This window comes from Bariatricus massiliensis (assembly GCF_900086725.1).
In the GTDB taxonomy this organism is placed as follows: Bacteria; Bacillota; Clostridia; order Lachnospirales; family Lachnospiraceae; genus Allocoprococcus; species Allocoprococcus massiliensis.
This window is the reverse complement of record NZ_LT574836.1, coordinates 865329-884906: the sequence shown is the minus strand read 5'-3', so window position 1 is coordinate 884906 and position 19578 is coordinate 865329. Positions and strand designations below refer to the sequence as shown.

18 protein-coding genes and 1 pseudogene are annotated in these 19578 nt (G+C 33.4%); 16 read left to right on the top strand and 3 right to left on the bottom strand.

Annotated elements, in window-relative coordinates; translation table 11 throughout:
- Positions 1 to 25: 25 nt before the first annotated feature.
- The 16 genes and pseudogenes from BN6465_RS21770 to BN6465_RS21560 form a co-directional block, all read left to right on the top strand.
- Positions 26 to 265, top strand: coding sequence for a hypothetical protein (locus BN6465_RS21770; RefSeq protein WP_330384759.1), 240 nt, complete (start codon positions 26 to 28; stop codon positions 263 to 265).
- The gene (locus tag BN6465_RS05825; protein ID WP_330384748.1) at positions 216 to 1457 is read left to right on the top strand and encodes a sugar transferase; all 1242 of its coding nucleotides are present in this window, start codon (positions 216 to 218) and stop codon (positions 1455 to 1457) included. Before BN6465_RS21770 ends, BN6465_RS05825 begins: the two co-directional genes overlap by 50 nt.
- A 96-nt stretch (positions 1458 to 1553) precedes the next feature.
- Complete coding sequence (locus BN6465_RS05820) at positions 1554 to 2393, top strand: NAD-dependent epimerase/dehydratase family protein (protein ID WP_066732571.1); 840 nt, start codon at positions 1554 to 1556, stop codon at positions 2391 to 2393.
- 26 nt (positions 2394 to 2419) lie between these two features.
- Positions 2420 to 3574 (top strand): NAD-dependent epimerase/dehydratase family protein, encoded by a 1155-nt coding sequence (locus BN6465_RS05815; protein WP_066732569.1) that lies wholly within the window; start codon positions 2420 to 2422, stop codon positions 3572 to 3574.
- Between the two features lie 11 nt (positions 3575 to 3585).
- Entirely contained in the window at positions 3586 to 4578 is a 993-nt protein-coding gene (locus tag BN6465_RS05810) for a CgeB family protein (protein WP_066732567.1), read from the top strand.
- Position 4579: 1 nt separating this feature from the next.
- Positions 4580 to 5140: an acyltransferase gene (locus BN6465_RS05805; RefSeq protein ID WP_066732565.1), complete on the top strand. Its 561-nt coding sequence runs from the start codon at positions 4580 to 4582 to the stop codon at positions 5138 to 5140.
- A complete protein-coding gene (locus tag BN6465_RS05800; RefSeq protein ID WP_066732563.1) occupies positions 5133 to 6245 on the top strand; it encodes a glycosyltransferase in 1113 nt (370 codons plus the stop codon). Before BN6465_RS05805 ends, BN6465_RS05800 begins: the two co-directional genes overlap by 8 nt.
- A gap of 12 nt (positions 6246 to 6257) precedes the next feature.
- A complete protein-coding gene (locus BN6465_RS05795) occupies positions 6258 to 7496 on the top strand; it encodes a hypothetical protein (protein ID WP_066732561.1) in 1239 nt (412 codons plus the stop codon).
- Positions 7493 to 8719 carry a hypothetical protein gene (locus tag BN6465_RS05790; RefSeq protein ID WP_066732559.1) on the top strand — a complete coding sequence of 409 codons (1227 nt, stop codon included), beginning with the start codon at positions 7493 to 7495 and terminating at the stop codon, positions 8717 to 8719. The genes BN6465_RS05795 and BN6465_RS05790 overlap by 4 nt, the downstream gene beginning before the upstream one ends.
- A 22-nt stretch (positions 8720 to 8741) precedes the next feature.
- On the top strand, positions 8742 to 10184 hold the full coding sequence (locus BN6465_RS05785; protein ID WP_066732557.1) for a lipopolysaccharide biosynthesis protein: 1443 nt from the start codon (positions 8742 to 8744) through the stop codon (positions 10182 to 10184).
- Positions 10185 to 10233: 49 nt separating this feature from the next.
- Positions 10234 to 11451: an ATP-grasp domain-containing protein gene (locus tag BN6465_RS05780; protein ID WP_066732555.1), complete on the top strand. Its 1218-nt coding sequence runs from the start codon at positions 10234 to 10236 to the stop codon at positions 11449 to 11451.
- Between the two features lie 65 nt (positions 11452 to 11516).
- A complete protein-coding gene (locus BN6465_RS05775) occupies positions 11517 to 12473 on the top strand; it encodes a hypothetical protein (RefSeq protein WP_066732553.1) in 957 nt (318 codons plus the stop codon).
- The gene (locus BN6465_RS05770; RefSeq protein WP_066732551.1) at positions 12466 to 13767 is read left to right on the top strand and encodes an ATP-binding protein; all 1302 of its coding nucleotides are present in this window, start codon (positions 12466 to 12468) and stop codon (positions 13765 to 13767) included. Before BN6465_RS05775 ends, BN6465_RS05770 begins: the two co-directional genes overlap by 8 nt.
- A 16-nt stretch (positions 13768 to 13783) precedes the next feature.
- Complete coding sequence (locus BN6465_RS05765; protein ID WP_066732549.1) at positions 13784 to 14920, top strand: tyramine oxidase subunit B; 1137 nt, start codon at positions 13784 to 13786, stop codon at positions 14918 to 14920.
- Between the two features lie 15 nt (positions 14921 to 14935).
- Positions 14936 to 16042 carry a DegT/DnrJ/EryC1/StrS family aminotransferase gene (locus BN6465_RS05760; RefSeq protein WP_066732547.1) on the top strand — a complete coding sequence of 369 codons (1107 nt, stop codon included), beginning with the start codon at positions 14936 to 14938 and terminating at the stop codon, positions 16040 to 16042.
- A 121-nt stretch (positions 16043 to 16163) separates the two neighbouring features.
- Positions 16164 to 16826, top strand: a pseudogene (locus tag BN6465_RS21560) (IS256 family transposase); the annotation flags it as partial.
- 180 nt (positions 16827 to 17006) lie between these two features.
- Here BN6465_RS21560 and rfbC read toward each other — a convergent pair.
- Genes rfbC through rfbB form a run of 3 tightly spaced genes read right to left on the bottom strand, consistent with a single transcriptional unit; the run spans position 17007 to position 19563 of the window.
- Positions 17007 to 17615 (bottom strand): dTDP-4-dehydrorhamnose 3,5-epimerase, encoded by a 609-nt coding sequence (gene rfbC / locus BN6465_RS05750; protein ID WP_066732542.1) that lies wholly within the window; start codon positions 17613 to 17615, stop codon positions 17007 to 17009.
- 32 nt (positions 17616 to 17647) lie between these two features.
- The gene (gene rfbD / locus BN6465_RS05745; protein WP_066732540.1) at positions 17648 to 18535 is read right to left on the bottom strand and encodes a dTDP-4-dehydrorhamnose reductase; all 888 of its coding nucleotides are present in this window, start codon (positions 18533 to 18535) and stop codon (positions 17648 to 17650) included.
- Positions 18532 to 19563: a dTDP-glucose 4,6-dehydratase gene (rfbB, locus tag BN6465_RS05740; protein ID WP_066732538.1), complete on the bottom strand. Its 1032-nt coding sequence runs from the start codon at positions 19561 to 19563 to the stop codon at positions 18532 to 18534. Before rfbB ends, rfbD begins: the two co-directional genes overlap by 4 nt.
- Between the last annotated feature and the right edge of the window lie 15 nt (positions 19564 to 19578).

Here is a 19578-nt window from a genome sequence, read left to right as displayed (position 1 = left end):
TTACCAAAAAGAGGGTTGGGGTAGAATGTACAGAAAAACTACATCCAGTTGGTTGAAACACTGGGATTTTATGTTGTTGGATTTCATATTGCTACAGGTAGCGTTTGCGCTTGCCTATATGTTCCGGAATGGTCTGGAGTTTCCTTATCACAGTATGATTTATCGTAGTGTGGCAGTTTTGCTGGGAATGCTGGATTTGTGTCTGGTTTTTTTTTATGGGAGGATATGGAGGCATTTTGCGGCGGGGCTACTGGATAGAATTTAAAGATACTGTAAGACATGTGGCATTAAATACGGCAGGAATTATTATCTATTTGTTTGCTATAAAATCATCAGAAGAAGTTTCAAGATTAGCGATGGGGTATTTCCCTTTTATTGCAGTTGTGTTATTATATTTGGGACGGATTTTGTTGAAACACTGGTTAAAACGTCATAAGGGTCCTGCTTCTGGCAAAAGAGCAATGGTGCTTGTCACATCCAAGGATAATTATAAGGATGCTATCGACAATTTTCTGAACAATCCTTATAGTGAATTTCACATTGTAGGAGCGGCTGTTGTTGACTGGAAGGAAGGGCAAGATGCAGCGCTAGAGCAGTATAGAGGCGTCGAAGTCACCGGCAATCAGGTGCACATTCTTGATTTTATACGTTCTAACTGGGTGGACGAAGTACTATTCAGTATTCCTATGGAAGTTCCATTCCCGGACGATTTGTACAGTAAATGTACTGTGATGGGAATTACGGTTCATTTGAAGCTGGCAAGGCTGGGCGAAGATTTGGCGAATCAAGTGGTTGAAAAAATTGAAGGTTATACGGTGCTGTCCAGCAGTGTCAATATGGCTACTGCCAAGCAGGTATTTTTTAAACGGGCAATGGATATTGCCGGTGGTATCGTAGGACTGATACTCACAGGGCTTATCTTTATTGTTGTAGCTCCGATTATTTACATAAAGTCGCCGGGCCCAATTTTCTTTAAACAATGGCGGGTTGGAAAGAATGGACGGAAATTTAAAATTTGTAAATTCCGTAGTATGTATATGGATGCCGAAGAGCGGAAAAAGGAATTGATGGCTCAGAATAATATCAAAGATGGCATGATGTTCAAAATGGATGATGATCCGAGAATTATAAAAGGAATTGGTAATTTTATCCGGGACTATTCATTGGATGAATTTCCGCAGTTTTGGAATGTCTTAAAGGGCGATATGAGTCTTGTTGGGACACGCCCTCCGACTGTAGATGAGTGGGAGAAGTATGATTTACATCATCGGACGAGACTTGCGATTAAACCGGGGCTTACTGGTTTGTGGCAGGTCAGCGGCAGGAGCAAGATTACAGATTTTGAGGAAGTTGTTAGACTGGATACTGAGTATATTAAGAAGTGGAGTATTGGACAGGATATGAAGATTCTTCTGAAGACGGTGGGGGTTGTGCTGGGGAAGGAAGGATCAATGTGAAAATTAGTGAATTTCTGGTGAAGTCAATTGAAAAATGATTCACCAGAAATTTAATAATTAGATAAGTTATAAATATAAGTGTAGTGGAGAGAAAACATGAAAATTTTAGTAACAGGAGCAAATGGATATTTGGGACAAGGGATAGTGAAAAGGATATTGGATAATGGTCATAGTGTTATTGCAACGGATTTACAAACACCCCTTGTTGATAAAAGAGCAAAAAGGATAGATTGTAATTTGTATGATATTGTTAATCCCTATTCGTATTTTGATGAACCAGATGTGATGCTTCATTTAGCATGGAGGGATGGGTTTGTACATAATTCTGATGCACATATTGAAGATTTACCAAAACATTATAAATTGTTAAATAGTATGATGAAAACTGGATTAAAACAAATTGCAGTAATGGGCAGTATGCATGAAATTGGTTATTATGAGGGGAGTATTGATGAAAACACTCCATGTCGTCCTATGAATATGTATGGAATTGCTAAAGATGCACTTAGAAATATCGTACAGTTATTAGCTAATCAAAATCAATGCATTTTTCAGTGGTTGCGAGGATACTATATAGTCGGGAATTCCAAATTTGGAAGTTCAATTTTTTCTAAAATTACTACTGCTCAGTTAGAAGGAAAGAAAAAATTTCCTTTCACTACTGGTCAAAACCAATACGATTTTTTAGATTATGATGATTTCTGTTCGCAAGTTGCAGCTACGGTGGGGCAGAAAAAGATTACTGGTATTATAAATATTTGTTCAGGAAAGCCAGAAAAGCTTTCGGATAGAGTTGAGCGTTTTATTGCTGAGAATGGTTATTCGATAAAACTTGAATATGGGGTGTATCCCGATAGGGAATATGATTCCATAGCTGTATGGGGGAATTGTAATAAAATTCAGAAAATTCTTTTTGATAATGAATATGGTTGTTGATTATGCTATCAAAACTAGGAGAAAAAATGAAAAAAATATTAATTACAGGCGGTTGTGGATTTATAGGTGCAGAAATAGTAAAACAATTGTATGAGGACAAGGAATTTGAAGTAACGGTATATGATGCAATGATAGAACAAATTCATGGAAATAACTGGCGTACCTCATATCTATACAAATCCATAGAAAATAAATGTGATTTTATAAAAGGTGATGTTCGGGATTATTCTCTTCTTCAGAAGGCTATTATTGGAAAAGACATTATCATTCATTTGGCAGCAGAAACTGGTACAGGACAGTCCATGTATCGGATAAATCAGTATAACGAAGTAAATATAATGGGGACTTCTAATATTTTGCAAGCGATTTCTTCATTAGGAGAAAAAAACAATGTAAAAAAGGTTATATTAGCTTCTTCCAGAGCGGTTTATGGTGAGGGGAAATATGAATGTCCTAAATGTGGGGTAATATATCCAAGTTCTAGAATAAAACAGAAAATGCTTGCCGGTGATTTTACTATGTATTGTAATGTTTGTGGGGCAAAGGCTAAGGCAGTGGAAACTTCAGAGGATAGTAAAATTCAACCAAATTCATTATACGCTTTTACAAAGTTTGCTCAAGAAACAATGTTACAAACAATGTGCCCGTCGCTTGGAATAGAATATACTATTTTTAGATTTCAAAATGTATATGGAGTAGGACAGTCATTAAAAAATCCATATACAGGTATTTTATCCATTTTTTCTTCTCTATTATTAGAGAATAGAGACATTAATATATTTGAAGATGGTAAGGAAACAAGAGATTTTATTAATGTTAAAGATGTAGCAGCAGGGGTAGTGAAATCTATTTTTTGTGATGAAAGTAACTCACAGATAATAAATTTAGGGAGCGGAAAATCTACTAGTGTGCTAGAGATAGCAAGATATTTGAAAAAGGCTTATAAAAGCAATAGTAAATTAAACATTACAGGTGATTTTCGAATTGGAGATATTGCCAATAATATTGCAGATGTGACAAAATCAGAAAAACTTTTAGGTTTTAGATGTTGTATATCATTGGAAGAAGGATTGAAAGATTTTTGTAGATGGGTCGAGGAAGAAGAGAAAGATACATCAGGATATGAAAAATCACTCACTGAAATGGAAAGTACTGGAATGTTTGTGAGAAAGAATAAATAGGTGAATGAAAAATGAAAATACTCTTATTTACACCCAATTTTTTTGATTATCCAGTTCAAATATGCAATGAATTAAGGAAAATGGGGCATGAGGTTGACTGGTTTGATGATAGGCCAAGTACAAACAGTTTGGTAAAAGCGATTATTAGAATAAAGAGAAATTTGATTGATCATATGATAAAAAATTATTTCCAGACTATTATGCGAACTATATCTACTAAGAAGTATGAAAAAGTAATAGTTATTTCAGGACAATCTTTATCATTTACAGAAGAAATGATTATAGAATTGAAAAATAAGCAAAGTCAAGCAGAATTTATTTTATATCAATGGGATTCTGTGAGAAATTTTAGCTATATAGAATCATTGCAACAATACTTTGATAGATGCTATTCATTTGATAGTGAAGATGTAAAAAATAACAGTGATATTAATTTTTTACCATTATTTTATTGTAGAAAATATGAACAAATTGGTGAAAAGGCGAATGATAATTTTAAATATGATTTAATGTTTGTGGGTACGGCACATCCTCAAAAGTACAAATTTGTTAAAGAAATGGCCCAAAAATTAGAATGTGTTTACAACAGGCAATTTATATATTTCTTTTTTCCTTCAAGGTTGGTGTATTTTTATCGGAAATTGATTAACCCTGAATTGAAAAATGCATCGTATTCAGAGTTTAATTATACACCGATTAATGAGGAAAAGATGATTCAGTTATTATCTGAGTCCAGATGTGTTCTTGATTCTGCTCAAGCAGGACAAACAGGTTTAACCATTCGTGTTTTGGAATGTTTAGGTGCTAAAAAGAAAATTATAACTACAAATGCTGATGTTATCAATTACGATTTTTATAAGGAAGAGAATATATATATATATGATGGGAAGTTTAACTTAGAATCGCCGTTTTTTACCAAACATTATCAGGAAATATCAAATGATATATACATAAAATATTCACTAAGAAGTTGGTTAAGTGTACTTCTAGAAGGGGATAAGTGATATGAATATAGCAAAATATTTTTGGGGGATTAGAGCATTACTCTATAAATACAAATTAGGTAAAGTTGATAGGCTTTCTTATATAGGAAAACCAATTTTAATTTCACATCCCAGAAATTTAAAGCTAGGACAAAAATGTAGAATATATCCGGGGTTGAGAGTTGAAATAGTTAATGATAATTCATATATTACAATTGGTAATAATGTATCTATAGGTCAAAATTTTCACATTGTTTCGTATAATAACAACTTGCACATTGGATCAGATGTTACCATTTCAGGTAATGTTTTGATTACAAATTGTGATCATGCATATCAACAAATAGGACAGCATATCCTTGATCAACCTTTAATTGAAAATGAAACTGAAATTGGTGATGGATGTTTTATTGGATACGGTGCGGTTATCCAAGCAGGCACCAAATTGGGAAAACAATGTATAGTCGGAGCAAATTCGGTTGTAAAAGGAGTGTTCCCAGATTATTCGGTAATTGTTGGCGCACCTGGAAGAGTTGTAAAACATTATGATATCAAATTAGAACAATGGAGCAGAAATGAATAAAATTAGTACTAGACCGGTAGTTGTTTTATCAGGAATAAATTTAATTGATGGTGGCGCTTTATCTGTATATTATGATTGTTTAGATTATCTTATTGATTTAGGATATACGGAGTCTTATGAAATTATTGCTTTAGTAGGAAAAAAAGAGATTTTTGATAGATATATGAGTAAAATACGATTAGTTGAATTTCCAGATTCAAAAAAAAGTTGGTTGAAGAGAGTTTATTATGAATACTTTTATTTTAAAAAGTTCTCAAAAACAATTAATGTATATATTTGGATTTCACTTCACGATATAACGCCAAATGTAGTTGCACAAAGGCAATATGTGTATTGCCATAATCCCAGTCCATTTAATAGAATGAGGTTGAGCGAGGCAAAATATGGTTGGAAGTATTATTTGTTTTCCAAATTTTATAAGTATTTGTATAAAATTAATATCAAGAAGAATGCAGCAGTTATTGTGCAGCAAGATTGGATTCGACAAGAATTTCTTAAAATGTTTAAAATAAATAATGTAATTGTAGCAAGGCCTTCTATACCGGAAGTGAGTGAAATTAATGATAAGTCGGATAAAAATAAATGTATATTTGTTTATCCATCTTTTCCGAGATATTATAAAAATTTCGAGGTTTTGTGTGAAGCAACTAAATTATTGGTGAAATCTGGTATAAATGACTTTAGAGTTTATATTACATTGGATGGTACTGAAAACGCCTACTCAAAAGAATTAGTAGATAAATATAAAGATAATTTTAATATATGTTTTACTGGATTGCTAAAAAGAGAAGACCTGTATGACTTGTATGGAAAAGCTAATTGTCTTATCTTTATGTCAAAATTAGAAACATGGGGCATGCCTATAATTGAATTCAAAAAAACGGGTAAACCTATAATTGTTTCAGACTTAGCATATGCGTATGAAACAATTGGAAATTATAGCAAAGTAGAATTTGTTGAACCTGATGATGCAATAAGTTTGGCAGATAAGATGAAAATAGTTATGGAGCATGGAAAACTAAGTTTCAATGAACTAAAGATACCCAGTTCTCCTTTCGCGGGAAATTGGGAAGAACTTTTCAAATTATTATTTAGAAAAAACTGAGGGTAATAAATAATGCGCTTAACAAACAAAGATATAGATAAACAAATACTTAATTTAATTTTATTATACTTTATATCTGTTTTCTTTTATGGCATTATTATCAAAATTACATTTGGAAATAGTATTTTGTTTCAAATTAAAACATATATACCAGAGCTAATATTAGGAGGGATATGTTTTTTATGTATATTGAAGAAAAAACGTTTTAGCTTATATGGGTTCATAGTGATAATTTATTTTACATTTATATTTGCTCTAAATGTATTCACATCATATTCAACAAATAGTTTTTTAATGACATTCCGGGATGTGTATATTCCAATAGTTACTTGTCTTTTATTGGCATCAATTGAAATGAAGGATGATTCTATAAACCAATTCTTAAATAAGTTATGCGTAATTTCTTATATTGCATTGTTAATTGGGTTTGTTTTAGGTCTTTTTCAATATATAAATGGATGGGAATGGACTAGTTCTTGGTATACCGGTTATTCTTTTTGGGGTACAGATACGGCTTCATCTATGTATATTATGACAAGTGATAGTCATGTAAGAGTTCCAAGTATAACGGGACATAATGTAAAATTTGCAATGGCTTCGTTTTTTCAAGCTCTAATAATTTTTTATGGGACGAAAGATAACGACAATAGAAAAAAAAGATTTATTTATATTACTACTATCGTATTTGCCATTACTAATATATACATTTCGAATAATAAAACTACATTAGTTATAGTATTTGTAATTTTTTCCATTTGGCTTATTAAAAATGCTCCTCGTTATACTAAAATTATTATAGGCGTTACCATTATTACAATAATTTTATATACATATTATCAGCTGACTTATTCGACGGATTTTATGTTGAGTTTTTATGATAGATTTTCAAAGTGGTCTCAAATTTTTCAACAGAATGTATCAATAAATTTATTGGTTCCTATTTCTACATTTAATTTTGCAGGGAATGGGCAGGCGTCTATTGCTGCATTAAATTATTGGGATAATACATATCTTTATTTTGCGTTTGCATATGGGATAATTGGGTTAGTTTTATTAATAATTTGGATTTATAAATTAAATAAAAAGGCAAAAGAACTTTGTGAAAAAAATAGTATACAAGGAATTGTTCAATATTTAACTATATTTACATTATTAGCGTCTTTGACAACAAGTATTGTTTTGGGGAGATGTTTTTTTAGTATATATTTGATCACAATAGCATTTTTGTCTAATAAAAGAGGGATAAAATGAAAAAATTTATTTTATTATCGTATTCGATTGCCGGAATGGGAGGCGGTCAAATGTATCAAAGAAATAAATTGGCATTTATGAAAGAAAAAGGATTTGATTGTTACATTTTTTATGCAGTAACTGGTTCAATTGTGATACCTGATTTTTTTGAATTTGAAAAAAATTGTATAAATTTGTTAGGAATTAATCCTCAAATATTATCTAAAAAAAAGATTGATACAGTTATATCTACAATAGAGAGCGTGGTAGGTGAAATCGATAGTGAGTGTATTATTGAGTGTAACAATAAGGTATCCAGTGTTTGGGGAGAGCTTATTGCAAAAAAATTTGGATGTAGAAGTATTATCATTATATTGGACGAAAAGATTGGTTCATTGGACCAAGGAATGAAAAATTTTTTTGAGTTTAAATTTAATAGAAAAGAATTATTTGGTGCAAAGAATGAAACATTTAAAATGATTTTTAAGAAAGAGGTTCCCTCGTACTATAAGTATGAGATTCCTTTTACGTGTTCGAATGTAGTAGAGGATATAGAGAGTGAGCTTGTTAAAAAAATTGGAAATAGAGATTTAACTATTGGTACGATAGGAAGATTGAATAAAGCATATGTTTGGACATTGGTAAATGAAGTGAAAAAGTTTGCTCTTAACCATACCAATTATAAAATTCAGTATATTATGATTGGTGATTCACCTAACAATGAGGATAAAACTCGAATAGAGAATCTGTTTATAGATGTTGACAATTTAGAATTAGTGATGTTAGGGGCTATGTACCCTATACCACGAAGTTTATTTTCTAAAATAGACATTTTTGTTTCTTCAGCTGCAAGCGCAAGAGTTTCAGCAATTGAAAAAATTCCAACAATTACTATTGATGCTAGAGATTACAAAGCAATAGGCATACTAGGTGTTGATACAAATAATACTGTTTTTAGAAATAAAGAAGCAGCCATTGATATTTCAGCTGTTATTGAAAATTTAGTGATTGAGGATAAATACAAATCTCTAAATGTAAAATTTTCGGGAAATAATTCATTTAGCAGCAGTAAATATTTTGAAGAACACTTGTCTAGATTAGATGATGCTGAGCCTGTTGGTGAATATTATGATATAGGTTTAGAAAAACTTTCTTTTATAAGATATATAGAAAAAGTTATTTTGAATTTGTTTGGATATGATTTTTATCAACGTTTAAGGGCTAAAGTTTTTCAAAAAATATAATTACTTAATTTAAGAGGTAAAAATGGCAGATAATATAAAACAGAAGACAATGACAAATTTAATTTGGCGTTTTGGAGAACGTTGTGGAGCACAAATAGTACAATTTATTGTTTCTATAGTTTTAGCACGAATTTTAGCGCCAGAAGCATATGGTACAATTGCTTTAGTTATGGTATTTGCACAAATACTTCAAGTGTTTGTTGATAGCGGACTGGGAAATGCTCTTATACAAAAGAAAGGCGCAGATGACTTGGATTTTTCATCAGTTTTTATTTTTAATATCATCTGGTGTTTAATCTTGTATTTAATAATCTTTTTAACTGCTCCGTTAATAGCAAGTTTTTATTCTGATGAAGGGTTAGTTTCTATTATTCGAGTACTTTGTTTAACGGTTGTCATATCAGGATTAAAAAATGTACAACAAGCTTATGTATCACGTACCTTGCAATTTAAAAAATTTTTTTTTGCTACAATAGGCGGCACTATTGCTTCGGCTATTGTCGGAATTATTATGGCACTTATGGGCTTAGGAGTTTGGGCACTTGTAGCGCAAAAACTTGTAAATTTGTCTGTGGATACAATAGTGTTATGGTTTACTGTTAAGTGGAGGCCTAAATTAATATTTTCGTTTCAAAGATTAAAAGGATTAATTAGTTATGGGTGGAAGTTATTTGCATCAGCAATGTTGGATACTATTTATACAAATTTGAGACAATTAATAATTGGAAAGATGTACACGGAAGCAGATTTGGCTTTTTATAATCAAGGAAAGCAGTTTCCCAATTTGATTGTAGCAAATATTAATACTTCGATAGATAGTGTATTACTTCCCGTATTGTCCCTTGAGCAAGATGATACTAAACGTGTGAAAGAGATGACAAGAAGATCTATAAAAATTAGTACATATATTATGGCACCATTAATGATGGGACTTGCATTTACGGCAACATCGGTTGTTAATTTAGTTTTAACTGATAAATGGCTGTTATGTGTTCCATATTTGAAAATTTTTTGTATCACGTTTATGTTTTATCCCATTCATACGGCTAATTTAAATGCCATAAAAGCGATGGGAAGAAGTGATTTGTTCCTTAAATTAGAAATTGCAAAAAAAATAGTGGGTATGATACTTTTATTTTGTACAATGTGGTTTGGGGTCCTAGCAATGGCTTATAGTCTCTTGGTAAATAGTTTAGTTAGTCAGATTATTAACTCTTATCCTAATAAAAAATTATTAAATTATGGGTATATTGAACAGTTGAAAGATATATTACCCAGTATCACACTAGCAGTTTTTATGGGAGGAGTAATTTCTATTTTTAACTGCATTGATTGTTCAGATATAATAATGTTACTTTTGCAAGTGACTGTTGGAAGTGTAATATATATAGTCGGATCTATTATTTTTAAAATGGATTCATTTAATTATTTACTGGAAATAGTTCGAAATTTAATAAAAAGATAAATTATAATTAAGCTTCGATTTAGATAAACTGAAAGGGATAGAAGTAATTATGAAAAAAATATTGTTATTAGGTGGTTCAGCACAACAAATAGTGGCGATAGAGGTTGCTAAGAAAATGGGATTATATACAGTATTGTGTGATTTTTTATTAGATAATCCAGGGCAGTATATTGCTGACAAATTCTATCCAGTTAGTACAACTGATAAAGAAGCTGTACTAAAAATTGCTCAGTATGAGAAGATAGGTGGTGTTTTGGCATATGCGTCAGATCCAGCTGCACCGACAGCAGCATATGTAGCCGAAAAAATGGGTCTATCAGGAAATCCATATGATTCGGTTGAAATACTTTGCAATAAAGATAAATACAGAGAGTTCCTCGCTAACAATAATTTTTGCACACCAAAAGCAAAAGGTTTTTTTAGTATTGATGAAACAATGAATAAGCTAGAGGCTGGATATTTTAAATTTCCTGTAATTATAAAGCCCGTTGATTCATCTGGTAGCAAAGGGGTGTCCCGCTGCGATTCACTGAAAGGAATTTATCAAAAATTACAGTATGCGATGTCTTTTTCTCGAAGTAAACGTATCATTGTTGAAGAATTTATAGATAAATATGGATATCAGATTGCAGGTGATGGTTTATCTATTGAGGGAAAGCTAGTATTCTATTGTCTTGCAAATGACCATTTTAATCCCAAATGTGCTAATCCTTTTGTGCCTATCTCAGCAAGCTTTCCATATAATATGCCAGATAGCGTTTATAATAAAGTACATGCGGAGATTCAGAGATTGCTTATGCTCCTTGGAATGAAAAATTGTACATATAATTTTGATATATGTATTGACAAAGATTATAATGTGTATCTAATGGAAATCGCACCTAGGAACGGAGGAAATTATATACCACAAATTATACGATATGCCACTGGAGTAGATCTGATAGAATATTCTGTTAGATTAGCAATGGGAGAAACATTGGATGCCCCTAAATTTAACAAAGTGGAGGGATTTTGGGCATATTATGCTGTTCACAGTTTGGAAGATGGTATTTTAGATTGTGTTGAAATTTCACCAGAAATTGAACAAAGATATATTGTGGAAAACCATTTGATAAAGCATCATGGTGATAGAATAAGTACTTTCCGAGGTGCTAATACAACGTTGGGATGTTTGCTAATGAAATTTAATAGTATGAGTGAGATGTTGCATATGATAGATAACTCAGAAGAATGGATTACGGTTAAATTAATGAAATCGTCTAAATAAAATTTGTACAGAAGCAACATTGTTTTTCATATAGAGTTATCTGAATTATATATGGAGGGATTAGCATGAAGGAAATAGGAGGCTATATAGAACTAGATACATATATTCTTCCGAGGCTTCACGAGGAGGCTGTCGCGTTAAATTGCGGACGAAATGCTTTGGCATATTTGATTGAAGCTAAAAAAATCAAGAAGATTTGTCTGCCATTTTTTCTTTGTGATTCTGTAAAAAAAGTCTGTCAAAAATATGGTATTCATCAGCGGTATTATCATATTACCCCAGAGTTTAAGCCTATTATCTCTTCGCTTGATAAAGATGAATGGTTATATATAGTTAATTTTTATGGACAAGTTTCAAATGAATATATTTTAGAGTTAACAAAAAAATATTCACATATTATTCTGGATCAGGCACAAAGTTATTTTACCAGTCCTGTGGAAGGAATAGATACAATATACACATGTAGAAAATTTTTTGGAGTACCTGATGGTGCATTTTTATATACTGATTCTCAGATTAAAAGAGAGATACCTAGAGACGAGTCTTTTAAAAGGATGAATTTTATATTAGGACGATATGAGAGAACGGCAAGCGAATTTTATGAAGAATCTTATGAAAATAATAAATTTTTTGAAAATGAGCCAATTAAAAAAATGTCAAAATTGACAGAAAATCTTCTCCACGGGTTAGATTATGATCGAATAAAACAAACTCGAACGAACAATTTTAGAATTTTGAAAAAGAGGCTAAATAATATTAATCAGATTTCAGTTTCCATGATAGAGGGGGCTTATATGTATCCACTTCTTATTCCGGATGCAGCTTTGATAAAGAAGAGGTTGTTGGAGCATAAAGTGTATATTCCAACATTATGGCCCAATGTCTTAGAAGAAGTGAATAAAGATTGGCTGGAATGGAATTACGCAAAAAATATTTTACCGATTCCATGTGACCAAAGATATGATTTTGATGATATGAATTACATAATCAGCTTAATTGAGGGAGGGGTAAAACATGAATGATTTAAGAGGGAAAAAGCTTCTTCTACTTGGAGGGGTTCAACCCATGTGTGAAGTTGTGAAAGAGGCTAGAAAGCTTGGTGTAATCGTCTATGTGACTGATTATTTGGAAGATTCACCTGCAAAAAAAATTGCTGATAAAAGCTTTTTAGTGAGTACAACAGATGTGGATAGGATTGTTGACTTGTGTTTAAAAGAAGGCGTAAATGGTGTTTTTACAGGGTATACTGATTCGATGCTTCCATATTGTAGACAAATATGTGATAGATTAGGATTTCCATTTTGGGGAAATGAAAAGAATGTTGAAAAATGCATTGATAAAACGAAATTTAAGTTAATGTGTGAAGAGGTGGGGATAAAGGTTGTTCCTTGGAAAATAGCAAATGCTGATAATTATAATGAAGTTAAAGATCAGTTGAATTTTCCTGTTGTAATTAAACCTGTGGATAACAGTGGATCAAGAGGTGTGTATAAATGCTTTTCGAAAGAAAAATATAACGACTTATGTAAAAAGTCATTGGCATTTTCAAAAAAAGGAGAAATTATGATAGAACGCATGATGAATCTCAATAATGAGTTCAGCGTTTATTATATGCTATATAAAGGTAAATCATATTTGTCTCAGTCAGGAGATAGATATGTCCATGCTGTAGATTCTAACAAGGCACCAATTGGCCAAGGAATGAGTTTCCCTTCTATACATTTAAATGAATGGATAAATAAGATGGAACCTCTTATGAAGAACTTGTTTAAAAGGAATGAAATGAATGATGGATTTGTTTTTATGCAAGGATTTTATGAAAATGGAGATTTTTTTATGCATGAAGCCGGATATAGACTTGCCGGAGGATTTGCGTATAAATATGTTGATTGGATGTCCGGATATAATCAAGTTCAACAGTTAATACGTTATTCATTAACTGGGGAAATGCAGTTGACTGAAATAGAAAAAAGTAATCCTTTTTTTTGTAAAAATACATTTTTATTAACAGTCGCAATGAATCCAGGAAAAATTGACTCGATAGAAGGGCTAGAAGAAATTGAAAATATTTCTGGAGTTATGGAAGTTTGTCAATTACATTTTGTGGGAGATGATATCAGTTCCGTCGGTGCTACTTCTAGGGTATTTGCATATATTTTATGTGTTATTGATTCAAAAAAGCAGTTGTCAGAACTTATTGAAAAGATTGCAACGGCTTTAGTTGTTAAGAACACTCAAAATCAAAACATGTTGACTGAGTTGGTATCACCAGATAAAATTCATTTATTTTATGAAGATGAAAACACGAATCGCTAAAGAAAAGGTAAAGACAATGGAGAATGAAAATTTAGAATTTTTGTATTTAGATGAACAGGATATGATATGTTCTGGTGTTAAAAATATGGATAAATGTATTGATACAATGGAAGAAATGTTTCGCTTACTGGATATTGGTGATTACCGCATGGGAGGAGTAGATGCAAATGAACATGGAATAAAAGTCACTTTTCCAGACAAATCTAATATAGAGGGAATGCCGTTAAACGGCCCGGATAGAAGATTCATGGCAATGCCAGCATATCTAGGAGGCAAGTACCACATGTTTGGTATAAAAACTTATGGTTCAAATCAGAATAATCGTGCGATAGGACTTCCACGCTCTGTTTTAATGATGTCACTATTGGATGTGGAGACGGGATTGCCACTAGCATATATGTCGGCGAATATTTTGAGTGCAATGCGGACTGGTGCTGCGGTTGGAGCAGGAGTAAGAAAATTGTGTTGTGAGAATGCTAAGATAGTGACAATTGTTGGTCCCGGAACTATTAGTCGTTATGCAATGGAAGCTTTCATGGTGTGTTGTCCTAATTTAGATACCATCAAAATAAAAGGACGTGGGGACAAGACCATTGAGTCTTTTGTTGCTTATTGCAAATCACAATATCCACGGATTAAATCTATACATATATATGATAACTTGATTGAAGCATGTAAGAATTCAGATATTGTTTTTTGGGGGGCAACTAATGAAGCGGAGTTTGAGGATAATCCTCAGATTGAGTCTGAATGGATAAAACCGGGGGCGGTAGTAATAGGCGCATCGGCATTACGAATTGGAAAAAGTTTTTTTCATATTAGCAACTGCAAATTTGTTGCGGATAATTATAGAATGTATGAAGATTGGTCCAAAGGTGCTGAACTACCGGTACAAAAAAATATTTCTTCGTTGATGGGAATGGGATACTATGATGCTGTACAAGAGGGGATTTTAAAGAAAGAACAGATTATTAATATGGGTGAGATTATTAAAGGCGAAAAAACGGGACGGGATAACGATAAGCAAATTATTTTGTATTGTGTTGGAGGGATGCCTATAGAAGATGTTGCATGGGGATTCGAATGTTATATGTCTGCAAAAGAAAAAGGTATAGGAACAAAGTTAAAATTATGGGATAAATCAGCGTTATAATAAGGAGATGTTATTATGGATAAAATATTAGTGACTAAATCGTCTATGCCCCCTCTTGAGGAATATGTGCAGGAAATTGATGAGTTGTGGAATACTCGTTGGTTAACTAATATGGGAGTTAAGCATAAAGTACTGCAAGAACAATTAAAAGAATTTTTAAATGTTCCGAATATAGAGCTATTAACGAATGGGCATATGGCATTAGAGCTTACATTACAGGCAATGAATCTTCATGGAGAGGTTATTACCACTCCTTTTACGTTTGCTTCTACCACACATGCAATTGTCAGAAATGGATTGACTCCGGTATTTTGCGATATCAATCCTGTTGATTTTACAATGGATGTATCTAAAATTGAAAATTTGATAACTGATAAAACCTGCGCAATAGTTCCTGTACATGTTTATGGCAACATATGTAGTATAGAAGAGATAGATAGATTAGCTCATAAATATGGTTTAAAGGTAATTTATGATGCGGCACATACTTTTGGTGAATATTATAAGGGCAAAGGAATTGGTTCATTTGGTGACGCATCATGTTTTAGTTTTCATGCAACTAAAGTTTTTCATACAATAGAAGGCGGAGCTGTATGCTTTAAAAATGAAAGCTTCGGAAGAGAACTGTACCGTTTGAAAAATTTCGGTATTCGTGGACCGGAAGTTGTAGATGGAGTTGGAGCTAATGCTAAGATGAATGAATTTTGTGCTGCTATGGGAATATGTAATTTGCGACATGTAGAGGAAGAAATAAGAAAACGGAAACAAATAGTTGATAGGTATAAAGAGCATTTAGCTGGAATTGAAGGACTTCAGCTTAACCCCGAGCAAAAAGAAGTAATACCCAATTATGCGTATTTCCCAGTCATATTTGATGAGAAAAAATTCGGGTCAAGTAGAAATGAAGTTTATTCATTACTTGAAAAAAACGGTATTTTTGCGAGAAAATATTTTTATCCATTAACAAATACGTTTGCTTGTTTTCATGGTCAATTTGATGTCAACCTTACTCCAACTGCCTTACATATAAGTAATCGTGTACTTACATTACCACTATATTCAGATTTAGCATTGAAGGATGTGGATAGAATTTGTGAAATAATCTTAAATAGTAAAAAATAAAGCAAAAGAGAATTATTGTTAATGTGTCTATAAAGCAAAGAAATAAGATAGGCAAGGTTTTAAAGAATCTTCTATGGTAAAATAAAAAATCATAGGAGACCTTTATTATGGCAAGAGAAAAGAAACCGAAATGGATGAGCATCTGGGCTATGAAAAGTCTCAACGCTCCGATGGTGATGATTACCGTAACGGCTACAAATCCAAGCGTATCACCGGCAGCTATGGCAGTATGGATATTCAGGTTCCTCAAGACCGAAAATCGACTTTTGAGCCATAAGTGGTCAAAAAACGACAGAAAGACATCTCTGACATTGACCAGAAGATCATTTCTATGTATGCCAAAGGCATTACCACACGGCAGATTTCTGACACACTGGACGATATCTATGGTTTTGAGGCTTCGGAAGGTTTTATTTCAGACGTGACAGATAAGATTATGCCTCAGATTGAGGATTGGCAAAATCGCCCGCTCTCAGAAATATATCCAGTGCTCTATATTGATGCCATCCACTACTCTGTGCAAGATAATGGCGTCTGTCCTATCTTCAAGTTCTCCACAGCGGTCAGAAAAGTTATTTATACCACCAATGCAATTGAGAGCCTGAATGCGACTTATCGGAAGCTGAACCGCCAGAGAAGTGTATTCCCAAGCGACACAGCTCTTTTGAAAGCGTTGTACCTGTCCACGTTCGAAGCCACAAGGAAATGGTCGATGCCGATCAGGAATTGGGGACAGGTGTATGGTGAACTGAGTATCATGTATGAAGGACGGCTGCCGGAATAAACCAATGGAACCTATTATCAGCAGGCGGATTTTTCGCCTGCTCTTGACATGCAACGGTATGTACTGCTATAAATAGAACAAGGGCTGAAAGCCCCTATAGGTACTATCAGCCCTATCATTATCATAGAAGATTAGTATTTACAGACTTTTCTTCACACACTCAATCGTTTTAGTATCAATTTAAAATTTAAATGTATCTTTTAACCCCAACCATTTCTGATCTTTTTCACTTAAGGTTAGCAAGGTTCCATCTATTAACCGATATCCATCTGATACTGCATTTCCATTATAAGCACCCAGTAACTGTGGCCATCTAATTCCAATTTCCGGATCATTCCACGCAAGACCACCTTCATCCCCGGGATGGTAAAAATCTGTACATTTATAACAGAATTCAGCGATATCAGAGAGCACTAGAAATCCATGGGCGAATCCTTCTGGTATATAAAATTGTTTTTTGTTTTCAGCAGTCAATTCTATACCAAACCATTTGCCATAGGTTTTTGAATTAAGTCTGAGATCAACGGCGACATCAAATACATTTCCCTTAATGACTCGAACCAGCTTTCCCTGTGGGAAAGCTTTTTGAAAATGAAGACCCCGAAGAACTCCTTTTATAGAACAAGACTGATTATCCTGCACAAATTTCATATTAAGGCCAGCTTTTTGCATATCTCTCTGATTATAGGTTTCGATGAAATAACCCCTTGCATCTCCATGGACAGAAGGAGTAATAATACATAAGCCCTCAATCCCACCTACATTTTTTTCTACTGTAATTTGTCCCATTTTTATTGCTCCTCTGTGTGAATTAATGGATTCTAAAACTCTAAGTCTTGTATATATCGCTTGACTGCATCCTGCCATGTGGGCAATGGTGTGAATCCATTTTCAATTAGTTTACTTTTATCAAGGCGGCTGTTAAATGGTCTGGAAGCTTTAGATACTCCATATTCCGTAGTTGTGACCGGAATGACAGTGATTTTGTCTTCACTATATTCAGCATGTCCTAGAGCCACTGCCTGACGAAAGATTTCCTTTGTGAAGTCATACCAACTAATATAGCCGCCTTCATTGGTTGCATGATAATACCCGTATTTTTCTGACTCTATCATATCTATCAACAATCTTGCAAGATCAATAGTATAAGTAGGAGTTCCAATTTGATCTTTTACCACAGTAATTTTATCAGAATTTTTTCCCAGTTTCAGCATAGTGTTGATAAAGTTATTTCCATTTTGGCCAAATACCCAGGCGATGCGGACTATAAAGTAATTATTGAGATTTCTTGACACTGCAAATTCTCCGTCAAGCTTTGTTCTACCATAGACATTCAAAGGTTTGAAATCTTTACAGTCAGGCTGCCAAGGGTTCTGTCCCTTGCCGTCAAATACATAGTCAGTGGAGATGTACATCATCTTACAGCCTAATTGCTTACAAATTTTAGCAATATTTTCCGTACCTATGGCATTAATAAGATGGACTTTTTCTTTTTTTCCCTCATCTTCAGCATCGTCTACAGCCGTCCAGGCAGCACAGTGAATTACTGCTTCTGGTTTTATTTCATTTAATTCTTTTTCAACAGAAGCAAGAACAGTGATATCCATTTCTTCAATATCAACACCGATTGCATCGTGATTTCTAACTTTTAATTCATTCATACAGTCATGGCCAAGCTGACCATTAGAACCAGTTACTAATATTTTCATTTGAGTAGACCTTCTGTGTTATACATCTTTTCGTAGTAGTTTTGATATTCTCCGGAGATTATAGTTTCCCACCAATCTTTGTTATCCAAATACCATTGGATTGTTTTTTGAATTCCATCTTCAAATTTTGTTTCAGGGAGCCAGCCCAGTTCAGCATGGATTTTAGTTGGATCGATAGCATAACGCATATCATGCCCTTTCCGATCTGCTACATAAGTGATTAAACTTTCAGGTTTGCCAAGAGCCTTACAGATGATTTTTACAATGTCTATGTTTTTCATCTCGTTGTGGCCGCCTACATTATAGACTTCGCCGACACGTCCGTTATGAATAATCAGGTCGATGGCTTTGCAGTGATCTTCCACATAAAGCCAATCTCTAACATTTAATCCCTCTCCATAAACGGGAAGTGGTTTATCTGCCAGAGCGTTTGCAATCATCAATGGAATCAACTTTTCGGGGAAATGATATGGGCCATAGTTGTTAGAGCATCGACTAATGGTAGTAGGGAGGCCATAGGTTCTATTATATGCCTGCACTAAAAGGTCGGCAGACGCTTTGGAGGAGCTATAAGGACTGCTGGTATGAATAGGTGTATCTTCAGTAAAGAAGAGGTCTGGCCTATCCAATGGAAGATCCCCATATACTTCATCAGTAGACACCTGATGATAACGTTTGATTCCATATTTACGGCAGGCATCCATCAGAACAGAGGTACCGATAATATTAGTCTCTAAAAATACTTGTGGATTTTCTATAGAGCGATCCACATGACTTTCTGCGGCGAAATTAACAATTATGTCAGGGTGCTCTTCTTCAAAAAGTTTATAAACGGTGGTACGATTTGTTATACTTTCTTTTACAAAACGAAAATTAGGGTTATCCATAATCGGCCTAAGTGTAGAAAGATTGCCTGCATAAGTCAAACAGTCCAGACATATGATACGATAATCAGGATATTTTTTCAACATATGAAAAATAAAGTTGCTTCCGATAAATCCGGCGCCTCCGGTTACGATAATATTCATAAGTATAATTCTCCT